This is a genomic window from Variovorax brevis, assembly GCF_030317105.1.
Taxonomy (GTDB): domain Bacteria; phylum Pseudomonadota; class Gammaproteobacteria; order Burkholderiales; family Burkholderiaceae_C; genus Variovorax; species Variovorax brevis.
The window spans coordinates 97,782-123,819 of record NZ_JASZYG010000015.1 but is presented as its reverse complement, the minus strand read 5'-3'; the positions used below and the strand labels follow the sequence as shown (position 1 = coordinate 123,819).

The window sequence follows — 26,038 nt, the reverse complement described above, 5'->3', positions numbered from 1 at the left end:
CGTGGACCCGCAAGACCTCATGTCCGTACGCGGCATGGACAGGGGGCGCTCGCGAGCGATGTCTCGCGAGTCACGCGCCGCCAGATGACGGTGCTCTTCTGCGACATCGTCGGCTCGACGAGCCTGGCCGAACGGCTCGACCCGGAGGACGTGCTGGACGTGCTCTCTTCCTTTGGCGATCTGGTCAGGCAGATCGCCCGGAGCTTCGGAGGCCACGTCGCCCGAATCGTTGGCGACGGCGCCGACGTCTATTTCGGCTATCCGCTCGCAAGTGAAGACGACGCCGTGCGCGCGGTGCATGCAGGTCTGGGCATTGTTGAGCGGGCCAGCCGGTTGCAGGACGAAAGTGGCATCGCGACACCTGTGCAGGTGCGCATCGGCATTGCAACCGGCCAGGTGGCGGTGGGCGCAAGGGAGGGCCTCGCGATCGCCGGCAGCACGCCCAATCTGGCGGCCCGCATTCAGGCCGCGGCACGGCCGGGGCAAGTCACCGTCGCGCCCAGCACCCGCCGGATTGCGGGAGCCCAGTTCGAGTACGAGGATCTGGGCGACTTCGAACTCAAGGGATTCGAGCAGCCTGTGCGACTCAGCGCCGTCACGGGTGCTGGCGACCCGGACGGTCGCTCGGCGTGGCGAGGCCATGACACGAAGGTCCCGCTGGTAGGCCGCGATACCGAGCTCGCGACACTCATGGCCTGCTGGAATGGGCCCGCGACAAACCACCGCATCGAAAGCACGCTGGTGGTTGCCGAGCCCGGCCTCGGAAAATCACGGCTCGCGTCGGCGTTCGAGCTGCGCCTCTCGACAATGGCGCACACGACGGTGCGCCTGCAGTGCTCGCCGTTCCATTCCAACAGCATGCTGCGGCCAATGGTTCAACATCTTGTCCGGGCGGCAGGCTTCGCGCGGGAGGACACACCGCCGATGCGTGTCGAGAAACTGGAAGCCCAGCTGGCCGTCGCGGGCATCAGCGCCGAGCTGGATCGCAGTCTCGTCGCGTCGCTGGTGGAAGTCGATGGGTCGACCGGCTACCCGCCACTGGACCTGTCGCCCGCGGTGCGACTGCAGATGACGCTGAAGGTGCTGTGCCGGTACCTGGCAGGACTTGCCACCAGGCAGTCCCCTCTGCTGCTCATCGTGGAGGATCTCCACTGGATGGATCCGACCTCATTTGCACTGCTCGACGAACTGCTCGCCAGCGCACAGCGCGTGCCGATGCTCGTGCTGCTGACCAGCAGGCCAGATGACCTCGCTGGCCTCAAGGCGAAGCCGACGATCGTCCACCTTGGGCGACTAGACGCGCAGGCGTCGCGCAGCGTCGTGGAAAACATGAACGCCAACACGGCGCTGACCTCGGCCGACATCGAAACGATCATCCGGCGTAGCGATGGCGTGCCGTTGTTTTTGGAGGAAATGACGCGCATGGTCCTGGACTCCACCACGAGCAACGGCGGCGGCGCGGCCGTTCGACAACTGGAAGTCCCTGACACGCTGATGGATCTGCTGATGGAGCGCCTGGATCGCCTGGGCAGCGCCAAGTGGCTGGCCCAGGTCGCGGCAGTGATCGGCCACGAGTTCAATCAAAGCCTGCTGTACGGAGCGGCCGGCATGGAGCAGGCAGCCTTTGACGACGCCCTGCGTGCGATGCTCTGGGCCGACCTGCTGCAGCCAGTCGGCGGCCAGGGCGAGCGCCTCGCCTTCAAGCACGCATTGATCGGAGACGCGGCTTACGGCTCGATCCTCGCAAAGACCCGCTCGATGGTGCACGGGCGACTCGCAGACTTGCTGACGCACGAATTCGCCGGAATGATCGAACGCCAGCCCGAGGTCGCGGCACATCATTTGTCGCGCGCGCAAAGGCCGCTTGAAGCGGGCCGTTTTTTCCTACGGGCGGGCGAGCAGGCCCTGCAGCGGGGCGCTCCTCGCGAAGCGGCCGGGCACTTGTCGGAAGGGGTCTCCGTGCTGGCCGCGGCACCGGCCAGCCGCGAGCGAAGTGAAGCGGAGTTGTCCCTCCTGTCGACACTCGGGCCCACGACCATGGTGTTGACCGGCCCCGGCAGCGAAGCGTTCAGGGACGTTCAACGACGCGCGTTCGCGCTGTGCCATGGGTTGCCCGGCGCACCGCGCCAGTTCCCGGTGACCTACGGCCTGTGCCTCTATCACTGGGGTCGGGCCGAACTTGGGATCGCGCGCAGCCTTGCCGAAGACTTGATGAAGGTCGCCGAATCAAGGAGCGAAGACGCCGAGGCCACGATCGCCGCGCACAACATGAACGGGATGATCAAGCTGAGTCAGGGCAACGTCCATGCGGCGCGTGCGCATCTGGAGCGTTCGGTCGCCTGCTACGACCCGCAACGTCATGCCTCGCTCTACCCGGTCTACCTGATGGACTTCGGCGTGTTCGGCCGCTTCTATCTAGCGCTTGCCACCCTGATCAACGGCGACGAGGAGCTTGCAAGCCAGCACGTGCAAGATGCCTATGAACTTGCGCTCCAAGCGCACCAGCCACACACGCTTGGCTTTCCCATGGCGGCCAAGTGCTCGATGGCTGTGCTGCGCGATCTGCCAGACGATGCCAGGAAGGCCGCGCAACGGTGCATCGACTTCTGCACAGAGACTGGGTTCTCGGAATTCATGGCATTGGCCCGCATCGCGCGCGGCTGGGCAACGGCGCGAGATGGCCAAACCGCCGAGGGACTGGACGATCTCGAAGCCGGAATCCGCTTGTGGCAGGCGACGGGCTTCGAGAACTGGCAAAGCTGGTTCGCCAGCCTCAAGGTGGACCTGCTGGTTAAGCTGGGGCGCAACGACGAGGCCCTGCGAGAAATTGATTTGCATCTTGCGCGGATGGACCAAAGCGGCGAGAACCTTTTTCGCAGCCCACTGCTGGCACAAAAGGCCATGCTTCCGAACACCGATCGCGCCAACCGGGAGCGGCTATTGGCAGAGTCAAATGGAATCGCAGCCGCGCAGCATGCAATCGCCTGGCTTCGCTACATCGGGGCACGACATCTGACACCACCCGTCTCGTCCGCCAGTGTCGGCTATCGGGCATTCGAGCTTGGCGATGAATGACCGCTCATGGCCGGCCATGAGCGGTCCTTGCACCACGCCTTGCGACTGGCGGCTCTGGACTCCAACGCGATCCTTCAATCAAGGCGCGCCGCATTTTCCACGCCCTGCTCGGCCATTGGCGCTACTTGAAGGGCGAGCAGCGCCTGTGGCCCGGGCGCTTCTGGTTATTTTTCGCGGCTTTCCAACGAAGCTTCGAAGGGGAACGGGAATCGGCCCAGGACCTCGCGGACGATGCCGGCGGTCGCGCTGTCCGCCTCCGTGATCTTGACGCGCATCCCGAGCCGCGGGTCGTTCAAGACCTCGAGCCTGGAAGTGTGGGCACCGGCGTCTTGCAGCGCCGCGCGCAGCGCATCCGCGATCTCGCGCTGCCTGAGCTCGGGCTTGAAGATCTTGCCGACGCCAGTCAGGGGCATCGTCGCTACCAACCTGATCGCTTTCGGTACCGCTGCGCGTTCTGTGATCTGGTCCCTGGCGAACGAAAGCAGTTCATCCTCGGTGGCGCTGACGCCGGGCCTGAGTTGCACATAGGCGACCGGCAGTTCTCCCGCGTGCACATCGGGGCGTCCGACCGCGGCAGCAATTTGCACGGCCGGATGGCGGTGCAGCGACTCTTCGATGCTCGCAGGGTCTATGTTGTGGCCGCCCCGGATGATGAGTTCCTTTTTTCGGCCGGTCAGATAAAAGTAGCCATCCGCGTCCTGTCGGCCGAGGTCGCCGGTGTTCATCCAGCGTCGGCCGTCGTTCAGATCCAGCCAGAGCCCTTTGTCCTGCCCGGGGTCGCGATAGCCGGCAAACACATTGGGACCGCTGATTGCAAGCACGCCTGCTTCGCCGACCGCGCAGTCGCGCGCGTAGGCCCCTGCGTCGTCCAGCATGACGGCTTTCATGGCCTGTAAAGGCACCCTCAGCCCGATCGACCCGGTACGCCGTTCGCCCAGCGGAGGATTGCAGGTGCTGACGCAGGTCCCCTCGGTCAGGCCGTAGCCCTCGAGGATCTTCAGACCCGTGAGTTCCTGAAAAGAGCGCATGAGTTCCACCGGCATGGGTGCGGCCCCGCAAAGCCCGTATTCCAGCGAAGAGAGGTCGCGGCCCTGCGTTGGCTGCTGCATGAGCGCCGCATAGACCGTCGGAACGCCACTGAAGAAGTTGATCCGGTGGTGCTCGACCAACTCCCAGAAGTGCTTGATGACACCATCGCCGCGATAGCCCGAGGGCGTGCCGATGATCACGTGTGCGCCGCGTGAGAATGGCAGCAAGCCAGTGACCAGGACCCCGTTGACATGGAACAGGGGCAGACCACAGAAGAGGGTCTTCCCTGCCGAGATCCCATCGCCGAGGAAGTGGCCAACGCTCCACGCATTGGCAACCTCGTTCGCGTGCGTGCGCATCGCGATCTTGGGCGTGCCGGTGGTGCCGCCAGTGCAGAAATAGGACGACCGGTCGCCTGGGCGGATCACGCGCCTGCTGACGAGGTGGTCCGCCGGCTGCAGATGAAGCCCTTGCGCGAAGTCGTGCACGTCGAAGCGCACGTATGACTCGCTCGGAGGTACGCGCGCCCCCTCGGCGACCTGATGGGCCAGGTCGACCAGCACAACATGTTCAAGGCTGCTGACACGGCCGAGCAAGGGCTGCAGCCTGGACCACAGGTCCGTGCCGGGCGCGGGTGCCAGCGTGATCAACACCTTCGCTTCGCCAGCGGCGAGCAGTTCGACGATGGCAGTGGGCTCCAGCATGGGATTGATGGCGAAGGCGATGCCGGCCGCCTGGCCGCCCCAGACGGCGAGATGCGTCTGCGGCAGATTGGGCAGTGCAAAGGCGACGACATCGCCGGCGCCGACGCCCAACGCATGAAGGAAGTTGGCAGTGGCCGTGATGCGAGAGAACAACGTCTCGTAGTTCCAGACTTCCGGCCGCGCATGATCTTCGATGCGAGGAAAGAACGATAGCGCCGGCGCGTCGGGGTGGGCGCGCGCTGCGGCGCCGATCATCTCGTAGGTGCTGTTCGGCAGGAGGACGTCGTGCTTGCTTTCGAGAGCCAGCACATCTGCGATAGAGGCGATTTCGTTCATGCTTTCACCAAATAAGCTTTGCGTCACGGCAGGAGAACCGCTCGGCCGGGTTGGCCGGCCGACACGTGGTCGAACGCGGCGATGGCGTTGTCGAAGGGCACGGCGATGCCGATCGGCAGCACGAGCCTTTGGGCTCGGACGCCCTCAGCGAGCGCCTCGAGGGCATCGCGGTCGGGCTTGAAAATGGTCCAGGCATAGCTGGCCTTGGGCGCGCGCGAGGCGACGATCGCGCGGACCTGCTTCCAGTCGCGGCGACTGGCCCACGCGCCACCCAGCCATCCGAGCCGATCGAAGTTCGCAAGCAAGGGGTGCACCGTGGTCGCCTGGCCCATGGCCCCCGCGCCGAGACGGGATGCGAGACGGGCATCGTCGTCCCAGTTGGCGAAGTTCAGCACCACGTCGAAGTCCGCGGGCAGTGACCCGATGCAAGCGGGGCCGTGCTCGACGGCCACTTGAGCGCCGAGGTCCAGACCGACCTGGCGTTGGCCTGCCCCGCAGATCGCGGTGATCTCGCTACCCCAATGGCGAAGCAGCTGCATGGCCAGACGGCCCAATCCGCCGTTGGCGCCGTTGATCAGCACGCGGGCCCCGCGCGCATTGCCAGCGTTGATCCCGCTCGAACGCAGCGCGAGCCACATCGTCGTGAACGAATAGGGCAGCACCGCGAGCGCGGTCGGATCCTTGTCGTGTGGAGCGGGCAGCAAGAGGTCTTGCGCAACGACGACATGCGACGCATGCGCGGACCCTCCACGACCGGTACCGAGCAGTCCGAACACGCGTTGCCCGCGAGCGAAGCGGGTCACACCCGCGCCGATGGCTTCGACAACGCCCGCGACGTCGTTGCCGAGCACGAGCGGAAAGCGCGCCGCCCCCTTGAGCCCCAGCAGGCGACGACCGTAGCCGGCTGCGCGCTTGACATCGATCGGGTTGACCGAGGTAGCTTGTATTCGCACCAGCACGTCACCACTGCCGGGATCGGGCAGCGCGACGCTGCGTACGGCCACCCGCGGCGGCGTGGCAGCCTCGGTGCAGAGCAGTTCACGCCGCATGCTTGATCTCCTGGATGGGGTGGGCGGCCGTCCGCCGTGGCGCCGCAGCGGACGATGCGGGCGGCGCGATGAGCTCCAGCGCTTGCCGCAGCATCGTCTCGGCCTTGGACGCCGGCCCTTCCGCCAGCACGCAACGGTCGGGCCTGACGATCGCGACCCAGCCAAGTGGAACCCGGCGTGGCAGCAGGGCCTCGTCCAGCGCCTCCAGGCGCTGGGAGGCTGGCGCGAGGTGCTGGGCCTGCGATCGCTGGCACCACTGCCACACCCGACCGCCTGCCGCTTGCCAGAACTGCAGCAGTTCAGCCGGCAGCCGGGCCGACAGGTCCACGCCAAAGCCGATCAGCGCCCATTGCATTCCCAGCGCGTCGTCGCTGAGGACCGGCCCACCGCCGGTGGCTGGGCGAACCCAGCCTTGGGGCAGCATGGCCCCCGCACGCAATTGTTCGCTGCCGCGCACGCGCCAGAACAGGCCATGGTCGAAGGTGTTCTGCGGCTTGACCTTCATGTCCTCGAACATCGCGCGGCCAGTCGGCAGCAGGCGCAGCAGGCTCATCAGCCCGTGCACGGCGAACGCCGCGGGGCGGCTCTGCGGCATGACGATCGCGCCGAGCGTGCGTGCAAGGCGGATGATCTTCCGGGCGTGCGGCCGTCGCTCGGTGTCGTAGCTGTCGAGCACCCCCTCGTTTGCGCGTCCCTGCAAGACCCAGGCGAGTTTCCAGGCGAGGTTGGCCGCGTCGCGCAGCCCGGCGACCAGGCCCTGGCCCGCGAAAGGCGGCGTGATGTGCGCAGCATCGCCCGCGAGGAAACAGCGGCCCCTGGAGAAGCGTTTCGCCTCGCGCGCATGGAAGCGGTAGACCGCCGTGCGTTCGATCCGGATGCGCTGGCTGTCGCACCACGGTGCAAGCAGCTGCCGCACGGACTCCGGCCTCTCCATCTCTTCCGGCCGCTCGCCGGGGCGGAGCATGAACTCCCATCGCTGCCGTCCGCCGGGGGCCACCATGCGCGGGCTCGGGCGCCGCGGGTCGCACGTGAATTCGACATGGTCGATGGGGTCCGGCACATCGAGCGCATCAACGATCAGCCAGTCCTGGTGGAAGCTTCGGCCTTCGAAGTCCAGACCCAGCGTGCGCCGCACCAGTGAGTTTGCGCCGTCGGTGCCCACCAGGTAGCGCGCACGCACATGGGTCTCATTGCCCGCCGCGTCCTCCAGCCGCGCCTGGATGAACCGGCCATCGTCGGCGAAGGCTGCGAGCGCGCTGCCGAGCCGCACTTCTACGCCCGGATATTGCGCGAGCTTCCCACGCAGCACGCGCTCGAGTTCCGGCTGGTAGAAGGTGACGAGCGCCGGGTGGCCGTCGATGATGCCGGCGGTGTTGATGCGGGCGAAGCGGCCGAACAGCGGGGAGCGGTACTGCACGTGCGGGATGGCGACGGTCTCGAACTCGCCCTCGCGCACACCCGCCAGTTGAAGTATGCGCAGCGCTTCGTTGTCGAGCGCGATCGCGCGCGGCTTTTCGAAGATGGCGGTCGCCTTGTCGATGGCCAGCACGCGCACGCCGTAGCGGCCGAGCAGATTGGCCAGCGCCGCGCCGACCGGGCCCAGGCCGACCAGGAGGATGTCGGTGTCAAGCCTCGGCACCGTGTGAGGGATGGACGCAGCGTTCATGGTGCGGTGATGGAGGTCGTCTGCTCGCCGAGGTCGATGGCGCCGTCGTCGGTGCGGATCGCTGCGCTGATCCGGTCGCCCGGGCGCAGGTAGGCGGGGTTGGCGCGTCCCTTGCGGATGAACATCCGCCATTTGCCGGCGTCGCTGAGCAGGTGCTTCAGAACGAACATCGCGGCCTTGCCGGGGGCGCGTGCGGCGCAGCCTGCCGGCGTGCCGGTGGCGATCAGGTCGCCGGGGAGCAGGTCCTGCAGCGCCGCAAGTTCGGTGAGCGTGGCGGCGGGGCCGTGGATCATCTCGGCGCAATAGGCGTCCTGCCGCGTCTGGCCGTTGACAGCCAGGCGCATGCGCAGCTCGGGCCAGCGAGCCCATTCCTGCGGCGTCAGCAGCACCAGTGCAGGTCCGACCGGGCCGAAGCCTCGATAGCTCTTGCCCTTGTAGAACTGGCCCTGCGGCAATTGAACGTCACGTGCCGAAAGGTCATTGACGATCGTCACCCCTGCCAGCCATCGCGGCAGGTCGTCCGGGCCGACCTGTGTGCCGGCCGGCACTGGAGCCCGCAACACCAGCCCGAGCTCGATCTCGTAGTCGAGCAATTGCACATGCGCGGGGCGAACCACTGGCGCATCCGCCGCCGTGATGCTGGACGGCGCCTTGGTGAAGATCGTGTTGAAGGGAAAGTCTTCCACGCGCAGGCCCGATTCGGCGATGTGGCTGCGATAGTTGACGCCCTGGCAGATGAACTGCTGGTGATGCGTCACCGGCGGCAGAAGCTGGACCCGCTCGATGGGCACCACGGCCAGTGCCGCCTCGGTAGCCCACAGCAACTCCCAGTGCCTGGAGAGCAGTTCGCCGGTGCTGGGCGCATCGACTTGCAAGGGAGCGATGAGGCGCCCGAATTGAATGCCCCATCGGGGCTTGCCGCCGTCGGCGTAGCGGATGATTGTGCGTGACATGGGTTTGTTGGGGGGAGAGTTAAAGCCAGGGGCGAGCGGGCGCGTCGAGTGCCGCGCTCATGAGGTTCAGTCGCTGCGGCGTGATGGCCTTGCGACGCACGAGCTTCAGCACGTGCAGAAGGGTATGGAGGTTCTTCTTCGGCTTCATCGAGGCGGGCGCGTCGGCGCCCCAGGCCCAGATGCCGCCGAATTCGAGCGGCGAGTAGGCGGTCTCGACATCCGCGGTGAAGACGTCGCCATCCGTGTAGTGCTCGTACTCGAAGCCGTCGGGATCGGACCAGTAGTCGAAGAGCTGGCTGCCGAGAAGGTGTCGACCGATACCCCACATGTGCCGGTGTCCCCCGGCGCGCAGCACCTGCTGGCCCTGTCCGAGCGCATCCAGGTCCAGAACCTCGTAGGCGCTGTGCTCGACCTTCTCCTCGATGCCGCCGACGATCACCAGCGTGTGGTGGTCCGACGGCTGATTGCCCAGATCAAGACGGCAGAACGCGAGACTGGGACTGCCGTCGGCGAGGTACTGAACGTCAGTGGGGATCAGTCCGAGCACGCGCAGGTACCACTCGGCCATGCGCGCGAAGTCCACCGTTTGCAGGACCACGTGGCCGAGCCGCACCACGCGTGCCGGCTCGATGGGCGTGCGCACCGTGCGATTGATGCGTGGCGTGTCCTGTGCCGTGTTGGTGCTCGACGTGACGGCCTCGCGCAACGGCAGCGGCGCGACGCGCTGCTGATCCTGCAGCAGCCAGACGCTGCGGCCGCTGGGGTCGCACAGCTCCACGCCGCGGCCGCCTGCGGGCAGTCGGCACACGGGCAGCCAGCGCGCCCCCATCTGCTCCACGTAGCGGTGCAGATCGGTGTCGGCTGACATGAGGAACGCGGGCCCGATAAACCGATCCTGGAGCCCGGCTTCCGCGATCGCAATGCAGGGCGCGCTCCCCGCACCCCGTGCCACAAGACGCTGCGGCGTGGAACTGACGATATGAAAGCCGAAGTCGCGCCAGAAGCGTTCCGTCGGCGCAAGGTGGCGCTTTTCCCAGCGCAGGAAGGCCAGTTCGATGGCACGGCCGAGGGCGGGCTGCCGGGGCAGTCGTTGGACATCGACGGGCAGCCGGCTTTCGGGTGTCGACTGCGGCTGCCGAAGCACTGCGTTGAAGCCTCTCACGGGTTGGTTTCCTTTCAGAACGTGTAGTGGTAGCCGAGCAAAAGCATCTGGACCTTGCTCGTCAGTGAAGTGCCTGTGCTGGGGCCGGTGCCGGTGAGCGTGGTGCGCGGGTTCAACTCGTAGCCGAGGTTCAGTTCCGAGTGCGAATCGACGCGCCAGCTCAGGCCGGCGGTGTAGGCCTGCTCGTTGATCGAGGGCACGAGCAGGTTCTGTACGGCGCGCGAAGGGTCGATCTGGCTGCGGTTGCGGCTGTAGCCGGCCCGCAAAGTCCAGCGCTCGTCCAGTGCCCATGCCGCGCCAAAGCGCAGGACAGGTTGGTTGCGCCAGGCGAAGCCATTGGGGTCCTGCATCGCCTTGATCTCTCCCCACAGGATGCGCAGCCCATCGGCGGCCAGGGTGAGCCGTTCGGTGGGTTGCCATGCAACGCCGACCCCGTACTGCGCCGGGACGTCAAGGCGTCCGTCGCTGTAGAGCAGCAGGTCGCGGTCATAGCCGTCGAGCCGGCCCATTCGAACGCGGGACTTCAGGTTGGCGCCGAAGGTCCAGCCGGACGCCGGTTTCCACAGCAGGCCGGCTCGGGCGCCGACGCCAGTCGCCGTCTGACTACCGTGACCAGGAAGGGGCAGCAGGCCGCCGGGAACCGGAGCGGGCACGATCACACCATCGGCTTCGAACTGTTGCCGCGCCAGCGTGAGGCCCAGGCCCAGCGCCAAGTCAGGCGTTGGCGTCCAGGCCATGGCAGGAATGAATTCGGCGACGCGAAGCGTTGTCTTCGCGTTTCCCGCGCCGGGCACCGGCAGGGCGGGCTGACCGTAGTCGGATCCCGCGCCGGCGCCCGACATGCTGATCCCGAGAGTGACCTCGGGTGCCGAATGCCAGATCAAGCCGCCTTCGGGGGCCATCTGTGTCTGGCGGTTCTCGAGGTGGTTGCCAGGCAGCAGGTAGTCGGCCGAGGATTGCCCGTTGAACACCTGCAAGTCAAACGTCGCGGAAGACGGGATGAAGGCAATACCGGCGGGATTGTTCGCTGCTGCCACGGCGTCGAGCGGCAGCGCGATCGAAGCGCCGCCCATGGACGCGTTCTTGATCCCAATGCCGCCAGGCAGCGCGCCGTTGACCGCCGACGCTGCGGTGTGAATGGCAGCGACGGCGAGTACGAGCGAGAGTTGAAGGGGCCGGGGGCGTCCGAGCATCGTGAAATCCTTCGAGCGGTTGGAGAACGGGTTTTGGTTGGCCTTCATAATGACACTAGCATCATCATGACAATGTCATCAACGTGACAGCATTGTCGTTTAAACTGAGTCATGCACTGGGCACAATCCATCCATGCAAACGAATGACCACCGCCATCGCGTCGCAGCCGAACGACGCGAACGCATGCGCGCACGGCTGCTCGCCAGTGCGATGAAGCTCGTCGCGGAAAAGGGCCCGGCGGCGACGTCGATCGACGACGTGATCTCGGCCGCGGAGGTGTCGCGGGGCACGTTCTACAAATACTTTCCGTCGTCCGACGCGTTGGTCCGGGAACTTGCAATAGAGATCGCCAACGAGCTGATTTGCATGGCCGAGCCCGTGGTGCGCAGTTACGACGATCCGGCTGAACGGGTGTCGATTGGCATTCGACTCGTGGCAAGGCTGGCCATCGATCACCCCCTTGCGGCCGCCTTCCTGATCCGCCTCGGATGGCCCGACGCGCGAAGCCCCAACATGCTCCTGGACTTCGTGAAGAGGGATCTGACTGAAGGGATCCGGCAGGGTCGGTTCACACGCATGCCGATCGCCTTGGCCCTCGACATCGTGACGGGCGCTGTGCTGGGCGCGACGCATCGCATGCTCGAGCCGGGTTGCGAGGGCGACTTCGCGGAGCAGAGCACCGCCGCCGCATTGCGTGGGCTCGGCCTGGATGCGAAGAGCGCGGAACGCATTGCCAATGGCCCGCTGAAGCCGGTCGAAATTCTTTCGGTGGGTTTGCTGACCGAGACCTCGGAAATCCCCGTGCAAGCCCTGGCGGAAAGGACCGGGCACGGGGCCGGGCGTCGAAAGGCCGGTTGAGCGGCTCGCTGGCGTGGCTGTACGACATGACTTGATTCGCTGGCGAACCGATAATTCATGACTGTCCTCTCGCAAGACTCACGCGTGGCGCACTCGCTGCCCAACCCGGATCCCGTTCGGATCAGCTTCGAGGAGTTCGATCTCGACGAGGTGAACGCTTGCCTGTTGCGCAACGGGAAGGCCGTCGCGCTCGCGCCGACGCCCTTCAACCTGCTGTGCGCGCTGGCACGCCACCCGGGCACACTGCTGACAAAGGACACACTGCTCGATGCGGTGTGGGGCCACCAGTTCGTGAGCGAATCGGTGCTCAAGACCGCCATCAGCGACCTGCGCACGGTGCTCGGCGACAACCCGCGCGAGCCGCGCTTCATCGAGACCGTGTCGCGGCGCGGCTATCGCTTCATCGCGGTGCCCGCCGCCGCGCGCGCGGCACCGCCTCTCGCCACAACGGCGACGACGAGGGTGGTGGCGGCGGACCCGCGGCCGTCGTCGTCGTTCATCGGCCGCGCGGACGCGAGCGCCCGGCTACAGCAGGGGTGGGATCGGGCCTGCAGCGGGGAGCGCGCAGTGGTCTGGGTCGCCGGCGAACCAGGCATCGGCAAGACCACGCTGATCGAACACTTTGTGGCCAGTCTCGGCGGCATTGCCTGCGCGCGCGGACAGTGCGTGGAGCACTACGGCACCGGCGAGCCCTACCTGCCGGTGCTGGAAGCGCTGGCCGAGCTGTGCCGCGGCGACCGCACGCTGCCGGCGCTGCTGCGCACCGTCGCGCCGACGTGGCTGCTGCAGCTGCCGTGGCTGAGCACGGCGGAGGAACGCGACGCGCTGCGGCGCGAGCTCGCCGGCCTGGGCCCGGACCGCATGCTGCGCGAGATGGCCGAGCTGCTCGACCGCTACACCGAGCAGCGTCCCCTGCTGCTGGTGACGGAAGACCTGCACTGGAGCGACCGGGCGACCCTCCAGCTGATCGACTACGTCGCGCGGCGCCGCGGGCGCGCCCGCCTGATGTGGTTGTCGAGCTTCCGCCTGGCGGAGGTGATCGCACTGGACCATCCGCTCAATCCGTTGCGGCACGAGTTGCGTCTGAACCGGTTGTGCCAGGAGGTGGTGCTCGATCCATTCTCGGAGACCGAGGTCGCCGACTACATCGCGCAACGCTCGGCCTCTCTCGCGCGCGACGAGGCATTCGTCCGTGCGTTGCACGAGCGCACGGATGGCGTGCCGCTGTTTGTCTCGTCGGTCATCACCGAGGTGATGGATCGCACGGCGGAGGACGCGGCGGTAGAGGCGCGGCTCGCGGCCGTGGCGGTGCCGCAGAACCTGGCGGCCATCATCGAGCACTACATCGCCCGGCTGGGCGGCGACGCGCGCGCCCTGCTTGCGGCGGCGGCCGTCTGTGGCGTGGAGTTCCGCGTCGACACGGTGGCGCGTGCCCTGGAGCGAGACCTCGCATCGGTGGCCCATGCCTGCGAGGACCTGGTGCGCGAGCACGTCTGGCTCACCGCGCCGCGAGCCGCCGAGGGCGACGAGGTGACCGAGCCACCCTACGCGTTCCGGCACGCGCTGTTCCGGCAGGTTCTGTACGAGCGCACAGCGCCTTCGGCCCGCACGCACCTGCACTGCAAGGTCGGCGCAGCGCTCGAATCGGAGCGTTCGGCCGGCGTGCCGGTGGCCGCCGCAGAATTGGCCATGCACTTCGACCGCGGGCGGCAGTCGATGACCGCACTGCGCTACTACGCCGAGGCGGCGGAAGCTGCGCTGCAGCACTTCAGCCCAGCCTCGTGCACCAGCCTCACCGAGCGCGCCTCGGCGCTGCTCCAGCAAGCATCGCAAGGGGAAGAGCGCAACGCGCTCGAGATCGTGGTCGCCACGCTGCACGGCGTCGCGGCCTTTCAATCACTCGGCGTCGGCAGCCAGGCGAGAAACGCTTTTGAACGCGCATACACGCTGCTGCAGGGCCTGCCCGAGCACCCGATGCGCGGGCGGCTGCTGCACGGCTTTGGCTACGTGCTGAGCCTGCGCGGCGAGTATGCGCTGGCGCTCGAGGTGGCCCACCGCGCCGAGCAGCTCGCAGCCGGATCGAACGATCCGGTGCTGATGCTGGCCGCGTGCATTGTGCACGGCGAGGTGCATCAGTTGCAGGGCCGGCCGCAGGCGGCGCTGGCCTGGATCGAGCGCGGGCTCGCCACCGCCGAACCACTCGACCTCGCAGCCGGGGAGGTCTTCGTCGCTGATCCGCAGGTGACGCTGCTCGGGATGCTGGCGATCGAGTATGTGCACCGTGGCCTGTTCACGCAGGCCCGGGCCCATGTGCAGCGCGCGCGCGACCGTGCGTGCGAACTCCGGCAGCCGATGACGCAGCTCGTCGCCACCTGGCATGAGGCGCTGCTCGAGGTGCGCCTGGGCAACAGCGAACGGCTTGCGACACTTGCACAGGAAATGCAGGCGCTGGTCGACGGGTTCTCCCTGGCACAAGGGCAGACTGCGTGTCGCTGGTACCGCGGCTGGGCGCAGGCATTGAACGGTGCGCCGCTCGAGGGCCATCGCCTCATCCGCGACGCCTGCGAAGAGAACGCCCGTCTCGGCATGCTTTCTGGCGCCAGCGAAGTGTTGGGCTATGCGGCACAGGCCCTGCTGCTGGCTGGCGATCTGGATGCTGCGCAAGTTCAGCTCCACGAAGCGCTGCAGGTCGCGGATGAGCTGGCCGAGCGGGTGTACCTGCCGCAGCTTTGGCTGCTGCAGGGTTCGATCGCCCGTGCGCAAGGCCGGGCCGCCGCCGGTGTCGTCCCGGTTCGGCGCGCGATCGAGGAGGCGAGGGCACAGCAGGCGCCCTGGCTCGAGCTGCTCGCGCTCGTTGACCTGTGCGAGCACCACGGGGCGGCGGTCGCGGAGCGCCGCGCCCTCGCCGCGCTCGTGGCCCGACTCTTGCCCGAAGCCGGCGACACCGTGCCGGTACGGCACGCGCAGTCCATCCTGCAGGCCGCGAAGCCGGCCTGACAACGGGGCCGCCGCCTGCGCGTCAGCGCTCGAGGCCCCGAACCTGCTGCTCCCACAGTTCCCGAGCCAGCGTCAGCACCACCGGGCCGATCACCACCCCAGCAAAGCCCAGCGCGCCGAAGCCGCCGATGCAGCCCATCAAGACCCAGACGAACGGCAACTGCATCCCGCCGCTCGCCACCATCGGCCGTACCAGCTTGTCGCCTGTGATCAGCACCGCGCATCCGAGCAGCAGCGACATCATTGCCGTCGTGGGCCCCGCCATCAGCGCGAGCTGCACCGCCATCGCGGCGACTGCCCCATAGCCAAGGAATGGCACGGCGGCCAGCGCCCCCGTGATGGCGGCCCAGAGCAGGGCACGCGGTGCACCGGCGATGGTGTACGCCATCGCCGTCGCGAGGGCGTCGAACAAGGCCACGACGAGCATGCTGTTCACCGAGGCGCGCACCGCGCGCGTGGCGATGTCGACATACCGTTCGGCCCGGTCACCGACAGCATCGCGCAGCATGCGGCTCAGCTCGAGCTTCACCGACGCGCCTTCCCGGTAGAGGAAAGCCAATAGCAGGATCGCGAACCCGACGATCAGCGCATGGCGGGCCGTGAACTGTCCGATCGCCTGCGCCCAGCCGAAAAGTGCGGAGGGATCCGTGCGTTGCGTCAGCAGCAGGAGCGCGTCTGGGTGTACGAGTTCGCTTCGCCAGCGCGCGGCCAGCCAGGGCCCCACGACCGGGGCGTCCGCCAGCCATTCGGGCACCCCGAACCCCCGGATGTCGGCAGCCGCGAAGCCCAGCAGCAACAAGTGCGCCTCGCTCAGCAGCGCCCAGCAGGCGAAGAGCATGGGTGTCAGCACGCACACCGTGATCGTTGCGGTGAACATCGCGGCGCCTGCGCTCTTGCCGATGCGGCTCGGCAAGCGATCCCTGAATGCGGCATAGAGCGGCCAGCTCGCGACCGCGATCACACAGGCTGCCATCAAGGCCTCGATGAAGTCGTGCACGATCCAGACGGACAGCACAACGGTGGCGGCGGCAAGGAGCCGCCCGGGTGTGAGCTTGAGGTTCATGTGCCGGGCCCCGCGAGGAGGCGCCCGTAGTCGTGGTGATGGGAAGTGATGCTAGAGACGCCAGCCGCCGGAGTCGTCAGCGACAGGTCGCGATTGCGTCGCGTTGCCATGCGAGCGCAGTCTCGACCGTTCGTCGACCTTTCGCTGACGACTCGAGCAGGGGATGGGCCTACGCTGACGCCGAACTTCTTATCCACAAGCTGCCATGGTGCTCAATCCTGAATCCAAGTACCCGAACCGTCGGGCCTACGTGCTGAAACTGCGCAGCGACGCGTCGCCCGATGCGCTGGCGGGCCGCCTCGAAAACCTTGTCACCGGGCGTCAGCTCGAATTTGCAAGTGCCCGCGAGTTGCTGCGCTCCCTCACCAGCGAGCTCGAGGACGGACCCACCGAGCGCCCGGCCGACGACCCGCCTGCATGAGCGCGCCGCGCGCTCCGTGACCTGACCCATGGCGACCAAACGACGACGCAACGCTGACGACTTCGGGCGCCTCGCGCCCTACGCTCACACCCATCAAACCCAGACGAGTCCACTCTGATGTCACATCCATCCGCACTTGCGCCGTTGCAGCACCCCTGGCCGAAGCCCCTCAAACGGGCTGCCGGTCCCTTTGTCGTGGCGGCGCTGGCCGCGTTGATCACCTTGGTGTCCACGGGCTGTTCAACGCCCGCTTCGCATCCGGCGGTCGACGTGCCCGCCCGGTTCGCCGCGAGCGCTCCCTCCGACATCGAGCCCGAGGCCGCCTGGTGGGAAACTTTCAACGACCCTGTATTGACCGACCTGGTGCGCCGCGCCGCGCGCGAGAACCGCGACGTCAAGGTCGCCGCCGAGCGCTTGCGGGCGGCGCGTTCCGGCGTCACGGTCAGCCGGTCCTTCCTGATGCCAAGCGTCAGCGCCGTCGCCTCGGGGAGCGATCGCAGCAGCGGCTACAGCGACGCCGTGAAGAAGTTGCAGCCGGACACCAGGAGCGGTAGCGCTGGCCTCGACGTCTCGTGGGAGATCGACTTGAGCGGTCGCCTGCGTGCGGGCGCGGCCGCCGCCGCGGCGGACGCGCTGGCGGTGGAAGACGGCATGCGCGGCGTGCGCCTGCTGGTGATGACCGACGTCGCCAGCAACTACTTCACGTTGGTCGGCGCGACGCGCCAGCTCGACACCCTGCATGCGATCTCCGCGGCCCGCGACGAAACCCTGCGCCTGGTGAAGGCGCGCGAGCGCACCGGGTTGGCGACTTCGTTTGACGTGGAGCGCGCGCAGACCGAGGCCGAAACGGCGCGCGCACAGATCCCGCCGCTGGAGACGATTGCAGCGGTCTCGCGGCATCGCATTGCGGTGCTGATCGGTGACCAGGCCTTCAACGCCGCGCAAATCGAACCCTGGCGCGGCGACGTGCTCGTGCCCCAGGCCCGGCCGGGACAACCTGCCGCGCTGCTGCAACGCCGGCCCGACGTGCTTGCCCTGATGGCGCAGCTGGATGCGGCCAATGCGCGACGCCAGCAGGCCGCAGCCGAATGGTTTCCGCGGCTGTTCCTCGATGCGTCGTTCGGGCGCCAGAACGTGCAACTGAACGGCATCGGCCTGGGTGCTGCCCGCTACACCAACGTGGCGGCCCTGCTTGCGATGCCGATCTTCAACGCGGGCCGCACGCAGGCCCTCAACGACATCGCGGAGAGCGGCCAGCGCGAAGCGCTGCTGCGCGCCGAGGATGGCATGGTGCGCGCGCTGGAAGACGTGGAGAACGCGCTGGTCGCGCTCTCCTCGGAACGACAGCGCTCGCAGTCGCTGCAGACCGCCGCCGCTTCCGCGCAAGCGGCGCTCGGCCGCGCCCAGTCACTCTACGACCGCGGCCAGATCGACCTGCTGCCGCTGCTCGATGCGCAGCGCTCGCGCCTGGCAGCAGGACTGAGCGCCAACGAGAGCAACACCCAGCTGTTGCTGGACAGCGTGCAGCTCTACAAGGCGCTGGGCGGTGGCTGGCAGGTGTTCGAGCCTTCCGCCCAGCCCGCAGCGCAATCCACCTCCGCCGACGCCACCCAGGCGTCGCATTCCTGAAACCCGTCGCCCTTCCACGAGGTACTGTCTTGAAGAACACTCTTACCGCAGTCATCGCTTTGCCGATCGCCGCGATGCTCTCCGCATGCAGCCCGGACAAGCCGCCCATCGAGGCGCATCGTCCGGTGCGTACCGCCGAAATCCGCTATGACGCCGTGCGCGAAGCCAACCGCTACGCAGGCACCGTGCAATCGCGCTACGAAGTCGACCAGGCCTTCCGCGTGGGCGGCAAAGTCGCCCAGCGCAAGGTCGATGTCGGCCAGTTCGTGCGCGAGGGTGACATCCTCGCGGTGCTGGACGACACCGACTACCGACTGGCCGAGGAGGCCGCGCGGCAGCAATGGTCGGCCGCCGTCACGCAGGCCCGCCAGGCCGAATCGGATCGCAAGCGCCTGGGTTCGCTGAAAGCCGACGGCTCGGTCAGCGTGTCCGACGACGAGCATGCCCACAGCGGCGCGGAGACGTCGCAGGCGGCCGAAGGGGCGCAGGCGCGCCAGCTCGAGCTCGCGCGCAACCGCCTGAAGTACACGACGCTGCGCGCCTCGCGCAGCGGCGTGGTCACCGCGGTTCGCCTGGAAGTGGGGCAGGTGGTCGCCGAAGGACTGCCTGTGGTCGCGATCGCCGACCCGGGCGTACCGGAAATCGTCGTCGACGTGCCCGAGGACCAGTTGGCGGCGTTCAGGTCGGCCCGGTTCAAGGCGTCGCTGGCGAGCGCGCCGGCCGACTTTTTCGAGGTCTCGCTGCGCGAGATGTCGCCGCAGGCCGCCGCGCAGACACGCACCTATCGCGCCCGGCTCAAGCCGGCTGGCGCTCAGCCCCTGCCCCTGGGCGCAACGGCCACGCTGGTGACTGACCGGGTGTTGTCGGAGACGCCGCTGGCGTCCCTGCCGGCGAGCGCGCTCACGCAATCCAGCGGCCAGCCTGCGGTGTGGGTGGTCAAGCACTCGGCGAAGGAGCCGGTGGGCACCGTCGAACTCTTGCCCGTCAAGGTGCACGGTTACCGCAACGACGACGTGCTGGTGTCCGGTCCGCCGGCCGGCGAGCAGGTCGTCACCGCCGGGGTGCAGAAGATGGCACCCGGACTGAAGGTCGCGCTGCCCGGTGCGGTCCTCGCTGAAGCAGACAGCACGAAGCAGGCCGCCCGATGAACAACTTCAACCTCACCGAATGGGCGCTCGGGCATCGTGCCGTGGTGCTCTTCCTGATCATCGTGGTCTCGATCGCGGGCGTCTTCAGCTTCTCCAGGCTCGGCCAGCTCGAGGACCCCAAGTTCTCCGTGCCGTCGATGACGGCCACGGTCATCTGGCCCGGCGCGAGCGCACAGCAGGTCCAGGACCAGCTTCTGAATCGCATGGAAAAGAAGTTCGAGCAGCTCGACCACTTCGACAAGGTCGTCACCTTTGCGCGCCAGGGCTACGGCGGCATGACGATCACCGTGAAGGGCGGCACGTCGCACAAGGATCAGCAGGATGCCTGGTATCAGGCGCGCAAGAAGTTCTCCGACCTCAAGCTCGAACTCCCTGAGGGCGTCATCGGCCCGATCTTCAACGACGAGTTCGGCGACGTCTACTCCCTGCTCTATGCGGTCAAGGGTGACGGCATCGGGCACGCGGAGCTGTCCGACATCTCCGAGGACATCAAGCGCCGCCTGCTCAAGGCGCCCTATGTGAAAAAGGTCGACCTCCTGGGCAAGCAGGACCAGAAGGTGTACGTGGAGTTCTCGAACCAGCGCCTGGCCGCGCTCGGCATCGCGCCGCTGGCTATTGCCGAGAGCCTGAGGAGCCAGAACGCCATGCTGCCCGGCGGCTCCATCGACACGAAGGACGACCGCGTGTTCATGCGCGTGAGCGGCCAGTTCACGAATCTGGACGACATCCGCAACGTGCCGGTCACGGCCGCAGGCCGGACGATCAAGCTTGGCGACATCGCGACAGTGACGCGCGGCTTCCAGGACCCGCCGACCTACACCATCCGCCACAACGGCCAGGAGGTGCTGATGGTCGGCATCGTGATGACCGAAGACGGCAACGTCGTGGAGCTCGGCAAGGCCGTGGAAGACGCGGTCGCGAAGGTGCAAGCCGAACTGCCGCACGGCGTGGAGCTGGAGCGCGTCGCCGACCAGCCCACCACCGTGAAGGATTCCGTGTGGGAATTCGAGCGCTCGCTGATGGAAGCGCTCGTGATCGTCATGGCGGTGAGCCTGCTGAGCCTGGGCTTCCGCACCGGCCTCATCGTCGCCATCTCGGTGCCTCTGGTGCTCGGCGTCGTCGCCATGGTGATGCTCGCGATGGGCTGGAACCTGGAGCGCATCTCGCTCGGCTCGCTCATCATCGCGCTCGGTCTGCTGGTGGACGACGCGATCATCGCGATCGAAATGATGGTGGTGAAGATGGAAGGAGGGTGGGACCGCGCGAAGGCGGCCGCCTTCTCCTATTCCGCCACCGCCATGCCCCGCCTTTCGGGCGCCCTCATCACGGTGGCTGGCTTCATGCCGATCGGCTTCGCGCACTCCACCACCGCCGAATACGCGGGGGGCATCTTCTGGATCGTGGGCATTGCCGTGGTGTTCTCATGGCTCTGCTCAGGCATGATCGTGCCCTACCTCGCGGTGAAAATGCTGCCGAAGGACTTCGGCAAGAAACACCACGGCGACCCGTACGACACGCCCTTCTACCGCAAGCTGCGCGGCTGGATCGACTTCGCGCTGGACAAGCGCTGGCTGATCATCGCCGTGACGGGGGCCGCCCTGGTGCTCGCGCTGGCCGGCATGAGGTTCGTCCCGCAGCAGTTCTTCCCGAACAGCGAGCGACCCGAGCTGATCATGGACATGCGCATGAAGGAAGGCTCGTCCTTCCAGGCCACGACCGAACAGGTCAAGCGCATGGAGGCGATCCTGAAGAACGAAGAGGACGTCAAGTTCTTCACCGCCTACACGGGCGCTGGTTCCCCGCGCTTTTACCTCGCGCTGTCGCCCGAGCTGCCCAATCCTGGCTACGCGCAATTCATCGTGATGACCAAGGACATGGAAGCGCGCGAGCGCGTACGTTTGCGGCTCATGGCCACGGTCGACAAGGAATTCCCGCAAGCCTGGGTTCGTGTCACGCGTCTGGAGATGGGCCCCGCGGTGGGCTACCCGGTGCAGTTTCGCGTGGTGGGCCCGGACACCCAGAAGGTGCGCGATATTGCCCGCGAGGTTGAACACGTCATGGCCTCGAGCCCGAAGGTGCGTGACGTGCAGCTTGACTGGAATGACCCCGTGCGCATGCTGAAGGTCGAACTCGACCAGGACAAGGCGCGTGCGCTTGGTCTCACGCCCTCCGACGTCAATCTCGTGACCCAGAGCGCGATGAACGGCGCGACCCTGTCGCAGTTGCGCGAGCACGAGAACCTGGTGGACATCGTCGCGCGTGCCGTGCCGCAGGAACGCCTCGACCTGGACACGCTGAAGGACGTGAATATCTACACGCGCGCCGGCACCGTCGTGCCGCTGTCCGAAGTGGCCAAGGTGAAGTACGAGCTCGAAGAGCCCGTGCTGTGGCGCCGCAACCGCGACATGGCGATCACCGTGCGTGCCGACGTCAAGGACGGCGAGCAGGCCGTTTCCGTCACGAAGGAAATCGCGCCGCTGCTCAAGGGCATCGAGGCGAAGCTGCCCGCCGGCTACCGCGTCGACATGGGCGGCGCCGTGGAAGAAAGCGACACGGCAAACAAGGCCCTCGCCGCCGTGGCCCCAGTGATGGTGCTCACCATCCTGCTGATCCTGATGTTGCAACTGCAGAGCTTCTCGAAGATGGCGATGGTGTTCCTCACCGCCCCGCTCGGCCTGATCGGCGTGGTCGCAGCCCTGCTGGTGTTCCGCGCCCCGCTCGGCTTCGTCGCGATCCTGGGCATCATCGCGCTCGGCGGCATGATCATGCGCAACTCGGTGATCCTGATCGACCAGGTGCGCACCGAGATGGAGGAAGGCCGCGACGCCTGGAATGCCATCGTGGATGCGGCCCTGCACCGGACGCGCCCCGTTGTGCTGACCGCCGCCGCCACGGTGCTCGCGATGCTTCCGCTCACGCGCAGCGTCTTCTGGGGCCCGATGGCTCTCGCGATCATGGGCGGCCTGACCATCGCCACGGTGCTGACCATCTTCTTCGTGCCTGCCCTGTACGCGGCGTGGTTCAAGGTCCGCCGACAGGCGGCAGGCAGCACCGGCCCGGCTCAGGGGCAGCATGTGGTGCTGGCAACGACCTGACCTCCAACGCAGGAACGATCCCATGAAACATCTGGCGATGGGGCATGCCGAAAGCCCGGAGATCCCGAAAGAGATCGCCAGGGCGTTGCGGCACCGGGCCATCGAGGCCGTCGAGCACCTGGTCGCACGCATGCGCCGCGCAGGCGCGCGGCAACTGGCGGCCTCGCTCAATCAACTGCCGCTCCGGCAGGCCGGCGTGCACGCTGCGCAGTACGGCGCCGATTTCGCCCAGCGCCAGGTGCTGGGCCGCGACGCGCGGCGCCAGCGCGCGATCAACACTGTCGAGCACGAGCGGCAAGGCCTGCCGCCGCAGCTTCAGCACGAGATCGTGATGGACGGGGGCACGCACAAGCGCCCCGTCAACCACGCGCTGCTGCCCATCGTGTTGCCAAGCGGTGTCAATTTGGGTGCGCGCCGCCGTCCCTGCTTGATCATCGATCCACGGGGTGGCCATTGACTCGGCGTCGGCGGCTTCAAGGAGGGCTCGCAGGTGGCTGTTGCCCTCAGCGCCGGCCATCCGGTGTACATCGGTATCTTCGTTCGCGATCCGACGGCTGGCCAGACGCTGCTGTTGGTGTGCAAGGCCGAGTGCGAGCTCGTTGGCTGCGTGCGCGCTCTATCCCGATGCGCAGATGCCCGCGATCTACCTTCTTTAGCGTGAGCTTCATTGCATCCGGGCCGGGCGTCGTGGCATCCGGGTCACGACCGCAGCGAGGAAGAGAAGCCGTTCAAGATCATGACCGCCGTGTCGCAAGCACACTGGCGGCGTGCTTGTTCTTGCGGTGCCCTCAGCGCCGATGATGGACGTCAGCATGGTCGGTGGTCTCGCGGGTGTAGTGGGTTCGCTGGCCGGCAGCACGGCCACGATCGCGATCGCGTGGATCACCCAGAAAACGCACGGCCGGCGCGAACTGGTCCGGATGGAGATCGGAAAGCACGAGGCTCTCTACGGCGAATTCATCGCCGAGTGCGGCAAGCTCCTGATGGATGCACTGACGCACACGCTCGATCAGCCGGAGACGCTCGTCCCGGCGTACGCGCTGCTCAATCGCATCCGGCTCACCGCCTCCGCCGAAGTGCTCGCCGAGGCCGAGCGCCTGTTGCGGCGCATCGCGGACCAGTATTTCGCCAGCAACCTGACGGCGGAAGATGTGAGCCGCATTGCGCATTCGCAGGACGCCGATCCCCTGAAGGTGTTCGGCGAGGCGTGCCGCAGGGAGCTCAAGGCCATCCGCGCCGGACTTTAGACCTGGATGGGGCCGGGCCGCTGCGCCTGGGCCCGAGCCGGCTCGACGTGCGTGTGCACGCTCGGGAAGTCCAGATCGCGGCCGATCATTGCACGCGCGTACAGGTAGTTGTTTCGCAGCCGTTCGCTCATGCCATCCATGTCGACGTGCCCGTGCGGGTCGCAGGCGAACGCGAACGCCTGACCACTTTGGACCAGGGAACGGAACAGCAGGACGAAGGACGCAGGCTCGGCGTGGGACGTGGCTGCAACAGCCTCGCCGAAGGAAGAAGAGAGTTCCTGGCGCATGGTGAAACCTCCGGTCGTGAGCGGCGACGCTGTGGTCAACGCGTGTACTCGAAGACCGGCATGGCCTTGATCGCGTCGCGCGTCGCGCCACGCAGCACCGGGCGGTCCCCTGAAACGTTGAACAGTGCCACCGGGATCGCGACGTCGTGCCTGCGCACGCCCAGGAATCCGCCGGCGCCCACGATGGCGTAAGAGACGGACGCGTTTGGCGCGACGATGACATCGGTGATGCGGCCCACGGTTTCGCCGTTTTCGTTGAGGACCTCTTGCCCGAGGATCTGCTTCTTGACGCTCAAGCCGTTGGCGATCTCGCGCACCTGCGTGACGCTAGTTCCGACCAGCGTGGAGCCTGCAACCTGCGCCTGGGCGCCTGCTGCCCCCATCAAGAGGACAAGTGTTGCCAGTGCGCCTGTGAATGTGTTTCTCATGTCTTTTCTCCTGGATCTGAGGAAGGGTGGAAGGGTTACGGCGCCGGGTCTGCACGGGTGGCGCCGATACCGCAGCGTAGGCGGTGCCTTCTGCGAAGTCGTTGACGAATCGTCTGAGTTCGGTCCGGATTCGGTGCGCATGCCCTGACCAAAAAGGCACCGAAACGCGACCGCAGCGAGACGACTTCGCGCGACCACGGCCCTATCTTCTGGCATGCGGAACACCGCACGAGGATGCTCGATGAATCTGTATGTTTGCAATGAGGCGCCGCGACTCGCGCGCAGTGCGTCGGCCTGCGCCCTGGCCCTGTTGCTCGCCGCCTGTTCCACAGTGCGTCCCTGGATCAACGAGCCGATTGCGCCGGATGCGAGTGTCCAGCCTGCGTTCAGGCCGATGGTCGCCGTAGATGCGCAGGTCACAGGGCGCCCGGTGATCGCGGCCGTCACTCTTTCCGGTGGCGGCGCGCGCGCGGCGGCGTTCGGGTTGGGCGTGCTGCAGGAGCTCAAGGCCACGCGCTTCGAGACGCAACGCGGCGAGACCACGCTGCTGGACGAAGTGGGGCTGGTCAGCGCCGTCTCCGGCGGCAGCATCCTCGCAGCCTACTACGCGGCCTTCGGGGACGAGGTGTTCACCCGCTTTGAACCGGACTTCCTGCTCGTGAATTTCCAGTCGGGGCTGATCCGCCAGGCGCTGTCTCCGGCCTCGACGTACCGCCTCACTTCGCCGTGGTGGGGTCGCACCCAGGTCCTTGCCGATCGGCTCGAGACCGTGTTCCGCGGCACGACCTTCGGCGACCTGCGCCAGCGCCGTCCCTGGCCGCGTCTTCTGGTCACGGCCACGGATCTCACCACCGGCGTGCCCTTCGAGTTCACACCGGAGCAGTTCGCGCTGATTTGCTCCGACCTGGAGTCCGTGCCCCTGTCGTTCGCCGTGGCGGCGTCTTCCGCAGTGCCTCTCCTGCTGAGCCCGGTGACACTGCGCAACCATGCGGGCACCTGCACGCAGGCCCCGGGGCTGGACGTGGGCGTGTCGTCCGAACGGAACCTCTCGGCCCGCGTCCTGCACCGGATCGCAGAGAGTTACCGGAATGCGAAGGAGCGTCCATTCATCCATCTCGTCGACGGAGGAGTGGCGGACAACCTGGGAGTGCGCGGCCTGATGGATCACACCATCGCCAGCGGCTCGATCCTGAACACGTTCCAGACCCTGCCACCGGCTTCGGTGCACACGATCGTGCTCGTGACCGTGAACTCCGAGCGCGGCGTCGCCAAGGGCATCGACGATTCCGACCGCGTGCCCAGCGCCGGCCAGGTGGTCAACACGCTGATCTTCGGGGCTGGCTCCCGATTCAGCGAGGAAACCACCGAGATGGTGAAGGACGCAGTGCAGCGCCTCGAAGGCGAACTGCGCGAAGCAAGAGGGCGCGCGGGCAGCCCGTTTGCCGCAGACGCGGAACTTTACCTGGTCAACGTGAGCCTGCACGACCTGAAGGACGCACGCATGCGGCAACTGCTGATGGACGTGCCCACGGCATTTGAAATCCTCCCCGCGCACGCGCACGATCTGGAGGCATCTGGCCGACAGGTGCTGCGCGACAACCCGGAATTCCAGCGCCTGCGGCGCAGGCTGGGCGTGCGGTCGATGACCGCGCGCATCGCATCGCCTGGTGTGGAGACGCCATGAAAAGGGTCACGCC

18 protein-coding genes and 1 pseudogene are annotated in these 26,038 nt (G+C 67.1%); 10 read left to right on the top strand and 9 right to left on the bottom strand.

Going from position 1 to position 26,038, the window contains the following annotated elements; all coding sequences use genetic code 11:
• Positions 1–84: 84 nt before the first annotated feature.
• Complete coding sequence (locus tag QTI66_RS31545; protein WP_286564297.1) at positions 85–3,075, top strand: adenylate/guanylate cyclase domain-containing protein; 2,991 nt, start codon at positions 85–87, stop codon at positions 3,073–3,075.
• A gap of 164 nt (positions 3,076–3,239) precedes the next feature.
• Here the strand turns inward: QTI66_RS31545 and QTI66_RS31540 are convergent, their stop codons facing one another.
• Genes QTI66_RS31540 through QTI66_RS31515 form a run of 6 tightly spaced genes read right to left on the bottom strand, consistent with a single transcriptional unit; the run spans position 3,240 to position 11,215 of the window.
• Positions 3,240–5,144 carry an acyl-CoA synthetase gene (locus QTI66_RS31540; protein WP_286564296.1) on the bottom strand — a complete coding sequence of 635 codons (1,905 nt, stop codon included), beginning with the start codon at positions 5,142–5,144 and terminating at the stop codon, positions 3,240–3,242.
• 23 nt (positions 5,145–5,167) lie between these two features.
• Positions 5,168–6,193: an alcohol dehydrogenase catalytic domain-containing protein gene (locus QTI66_RS31535; protein ID WP_286564295.1), complete on the bottom strand. Its 1,026-nt coding sequence runs from the start codon at positions 6,191–6,193 to the stop codon at positions 5,168–5,170.
• The gene (locus tag QTI66_RS31530) at positions 6,183–7,859 is read right to left on the bottom strand and encodes a bifunctional 3-(3-hydroxy-phenyl)propionate/3-hydroxycinnamic acid hydroxylase (RefSeq protein ID WP_286564294.1); all 1,677 of its coding nucleotides are present in this window, start codon (positions 7,857–7,859) and stop codon (positions 6,183–6,185) included. Before QTI66_RS31530 ends, QTI66_RS31535 begins: the two co-directional genes overlap by 11 nt.
• Positions 7,856–8,812, bottom strand: a complete 957-nt coding sequence (locus QTI66_RS31525) for a fumarylacetoacetate hydrolase family protein (RefSeq protein ID WP_286564293.1) — start codon at positions 8,810–8,812, stop codon at positions 7,856–7,858. Before QTI66_RS31525 ends, QTI66_RS31530 begins: the two co-directional genes overlap by 4 nt.
• Before the next feature lie 19 nt (positions 8,813–8,831).
• Positions 8,832–9,974 (bottom strand): VOC family protein, encoded by a 1,143-nt coding sequence (locus QTI66_RS31520; RefSeq protein ID WP_286564292.1) that lies wholly within the window; start codon positions 9,972–9,974, stop codon positions 8,832–8,834.
• A gap of 14 nt (positions 9,975–9,988) precedes the next feature.
• On the bottom strand, positions 9,989–11,215 hold the full coding sequence (locus QTI66_RS31515) for an OmpP1/FadL family transporter (protein WP_286564291.1): 1,227 nt from the start codon (positions 11,213–11,215) through the stop codon (positions 9,989–9,991).
• Positions 11,216–11,351: 136 nt separating this feature from the next.
• On the opposite strand from QTI66_RS31515, the gene QTI66_RS31510 reads away from it, so the two are divergent.
• Complete coding sequence (locus tag QTI66_RS31510; protein WP_286564290.1) at positions 11,352–12,026, top strand: TetR/AcrR family transcriptional regulator; 675 nt, start codon at positions 11,352–11,354, stop codon at positions 12,024–12,026.
• Positions 12,027–12,083: 57 nt separating this feature from the next.
• Positions 12,084–15,023, top strand: a complete 2,940-nt coding sequence (locus tag QTI66_RS31505) for an AAA family ATPase (RefSeq protein WP_286564289.1) — start codon at positions 12,084–12,086, stop codon at positions 15,021–15,023.
• A gap of 22 nt (positions 15,024–15,045) precedes the next feature.
• Here QTI66_RS31505 and QTI66_RS31500 read toward each other — a convergent pair whose 3' ends face one another.
• Positions 15,046–16,086, bottom strand: a complete 1,041-nt coding sequence (locus QTI66_RS31500) for an AI-2E family transporter (protein ID WP_286564287.1) — start codon at positions 16,084–16,086, stop codon at positions 15,046–15,048.
• Between the two features lie 205 nt (positions 16,087–16,291).
• On the opposite strand from QTI66_RS31500, the gene QTI66_RS31495 reads away from it, so the two are divergent.
• The 6 genes and pseudogenes from QTI66_RS31495 to QTI66_RS31470 all read left to right on the top strand — a co-directional run bounded on the left by QTI66_RS31495 (position 16,292) and on the right by QTI66_RS31470 (position 23,626).
• Complete coding sequence (locus tag QTI66_RS31495; RefSeq protein ID WP_286564286.1) at positions 16,292–16,507, top strand: hypothetical protein; 216 nt, start codon at positions 16,292–16,294, stop codon at positions 16,505–16,507.
• A gap of 117 nt (positions 16,508–16,624) precedes the next feature.
• Positions 16,625–18,136 (top strand): efflux transporter outer membrane subunit, encoded by a 1,512-nt coding sequence (locus QTI66_RS31490; protein ID WP_286564285.1) that lies wholly within the window; start codon positions 16,625–16,627, stop codon positions 18,134–18,136.
• 29 nt (positions 18,137–18,165) lie between these two features.
• The gene (locus QTI66_RS31485; protein ID WP_286564284.1) at positions 18,166–19,284 is read left to right on the top strand and encodes an efflux RND transporter periplasmic adaptor subunit; all 1,119 of its coding nucleotides are present in this window, start codon (positions 18,166–18,168) and stop codon (positions 19,282–19,284) included.
• Positions 19,281–22,379: an efflux RND transporter permease subunit gene (locus QTI66_RS31480; protein WP_286564283.1), complete on the top strand. Its 3,099-nt coding sequence runs from the start codon at positions 19,281–19,283 to the stop codon at positions 22,377–22,379. Before QTI66_RS31485 ends, QTI66_RS31480 begins: the two co-directional genes overlap by 4 nt.
• Positions 22,357–23,040: pseudogene (locus QTI66_RS31475) on the top strand (DUF3141 domain-containing protein). The gene QTI66_RS31480 and the pseudogene QTI66_RS31475 overlap by 23 nt, the downstream one beginning before the upstream one ends.
• Before the next feature lie 106 nt (positions 23,041–23,146).
• Positions 23,147–23,626, top strand: coding sequence for a hypothetical protein (locus QTI66_RS31470; RefSeq protein WP_286564282.1), 480 nt, complete (start codon positions 23,147–23,149; stop codon positions 23,624–23,626).
• Here QTI66_RS31470 and QTI66_RS31465 read toward each other — a convergent pair.
• Both QTI66_RS31465 and QTI66_RS31460 read right to left on the bottom strand, forming a co-directional pair.
• The gene (locus tag QTI66_RS31465) at positions 23,623–23,913 is read right to left on the bottom strand and encodes a hypothetical protein (protein WP_286564281.1); all 291 of its coding nucleotides are present in this window, start codon (positions 23,911–23,913) and stop codon (positions 23,623–23,625) included. The two genes, QTI66_RS31470 and QTI66_RS31465, sit on opposite strands and share 4 nt — an antisense overlap.
• 35 nt (positions 23,914–23,948) lie before the next feature.
• On the bottom strand, positions 23,949–24,341 hold the full coding sequence (locus QTI66_RS31460; RefSeq protein ID WP_286564280.1) for a PRC-barrel domain-containing protein: 393 nt from the start codon (positions 24,339–24,341) through the stop codon (positions 23,949–23,951).
• Between the two features lie 241 nt (positions 24,342–24,582).
• Between QTI66_RS31460 and QTI66_RS31455 the strand changes: the two genes are divergently transcribed.
• Positions 24,583–26,025 (top strand): patatin-like phospholipase family protein, encoded by a 1,443-nt coding sequence (locus QTI66_RS31455; RefSeq protein WP_286564279.1) that lies wholly within the window; start codon positions 24,583–24,585, stop codon positions 26,023–26,025.
• Positions 26,026–26,038: the final 13 nt, after the last annotated feature.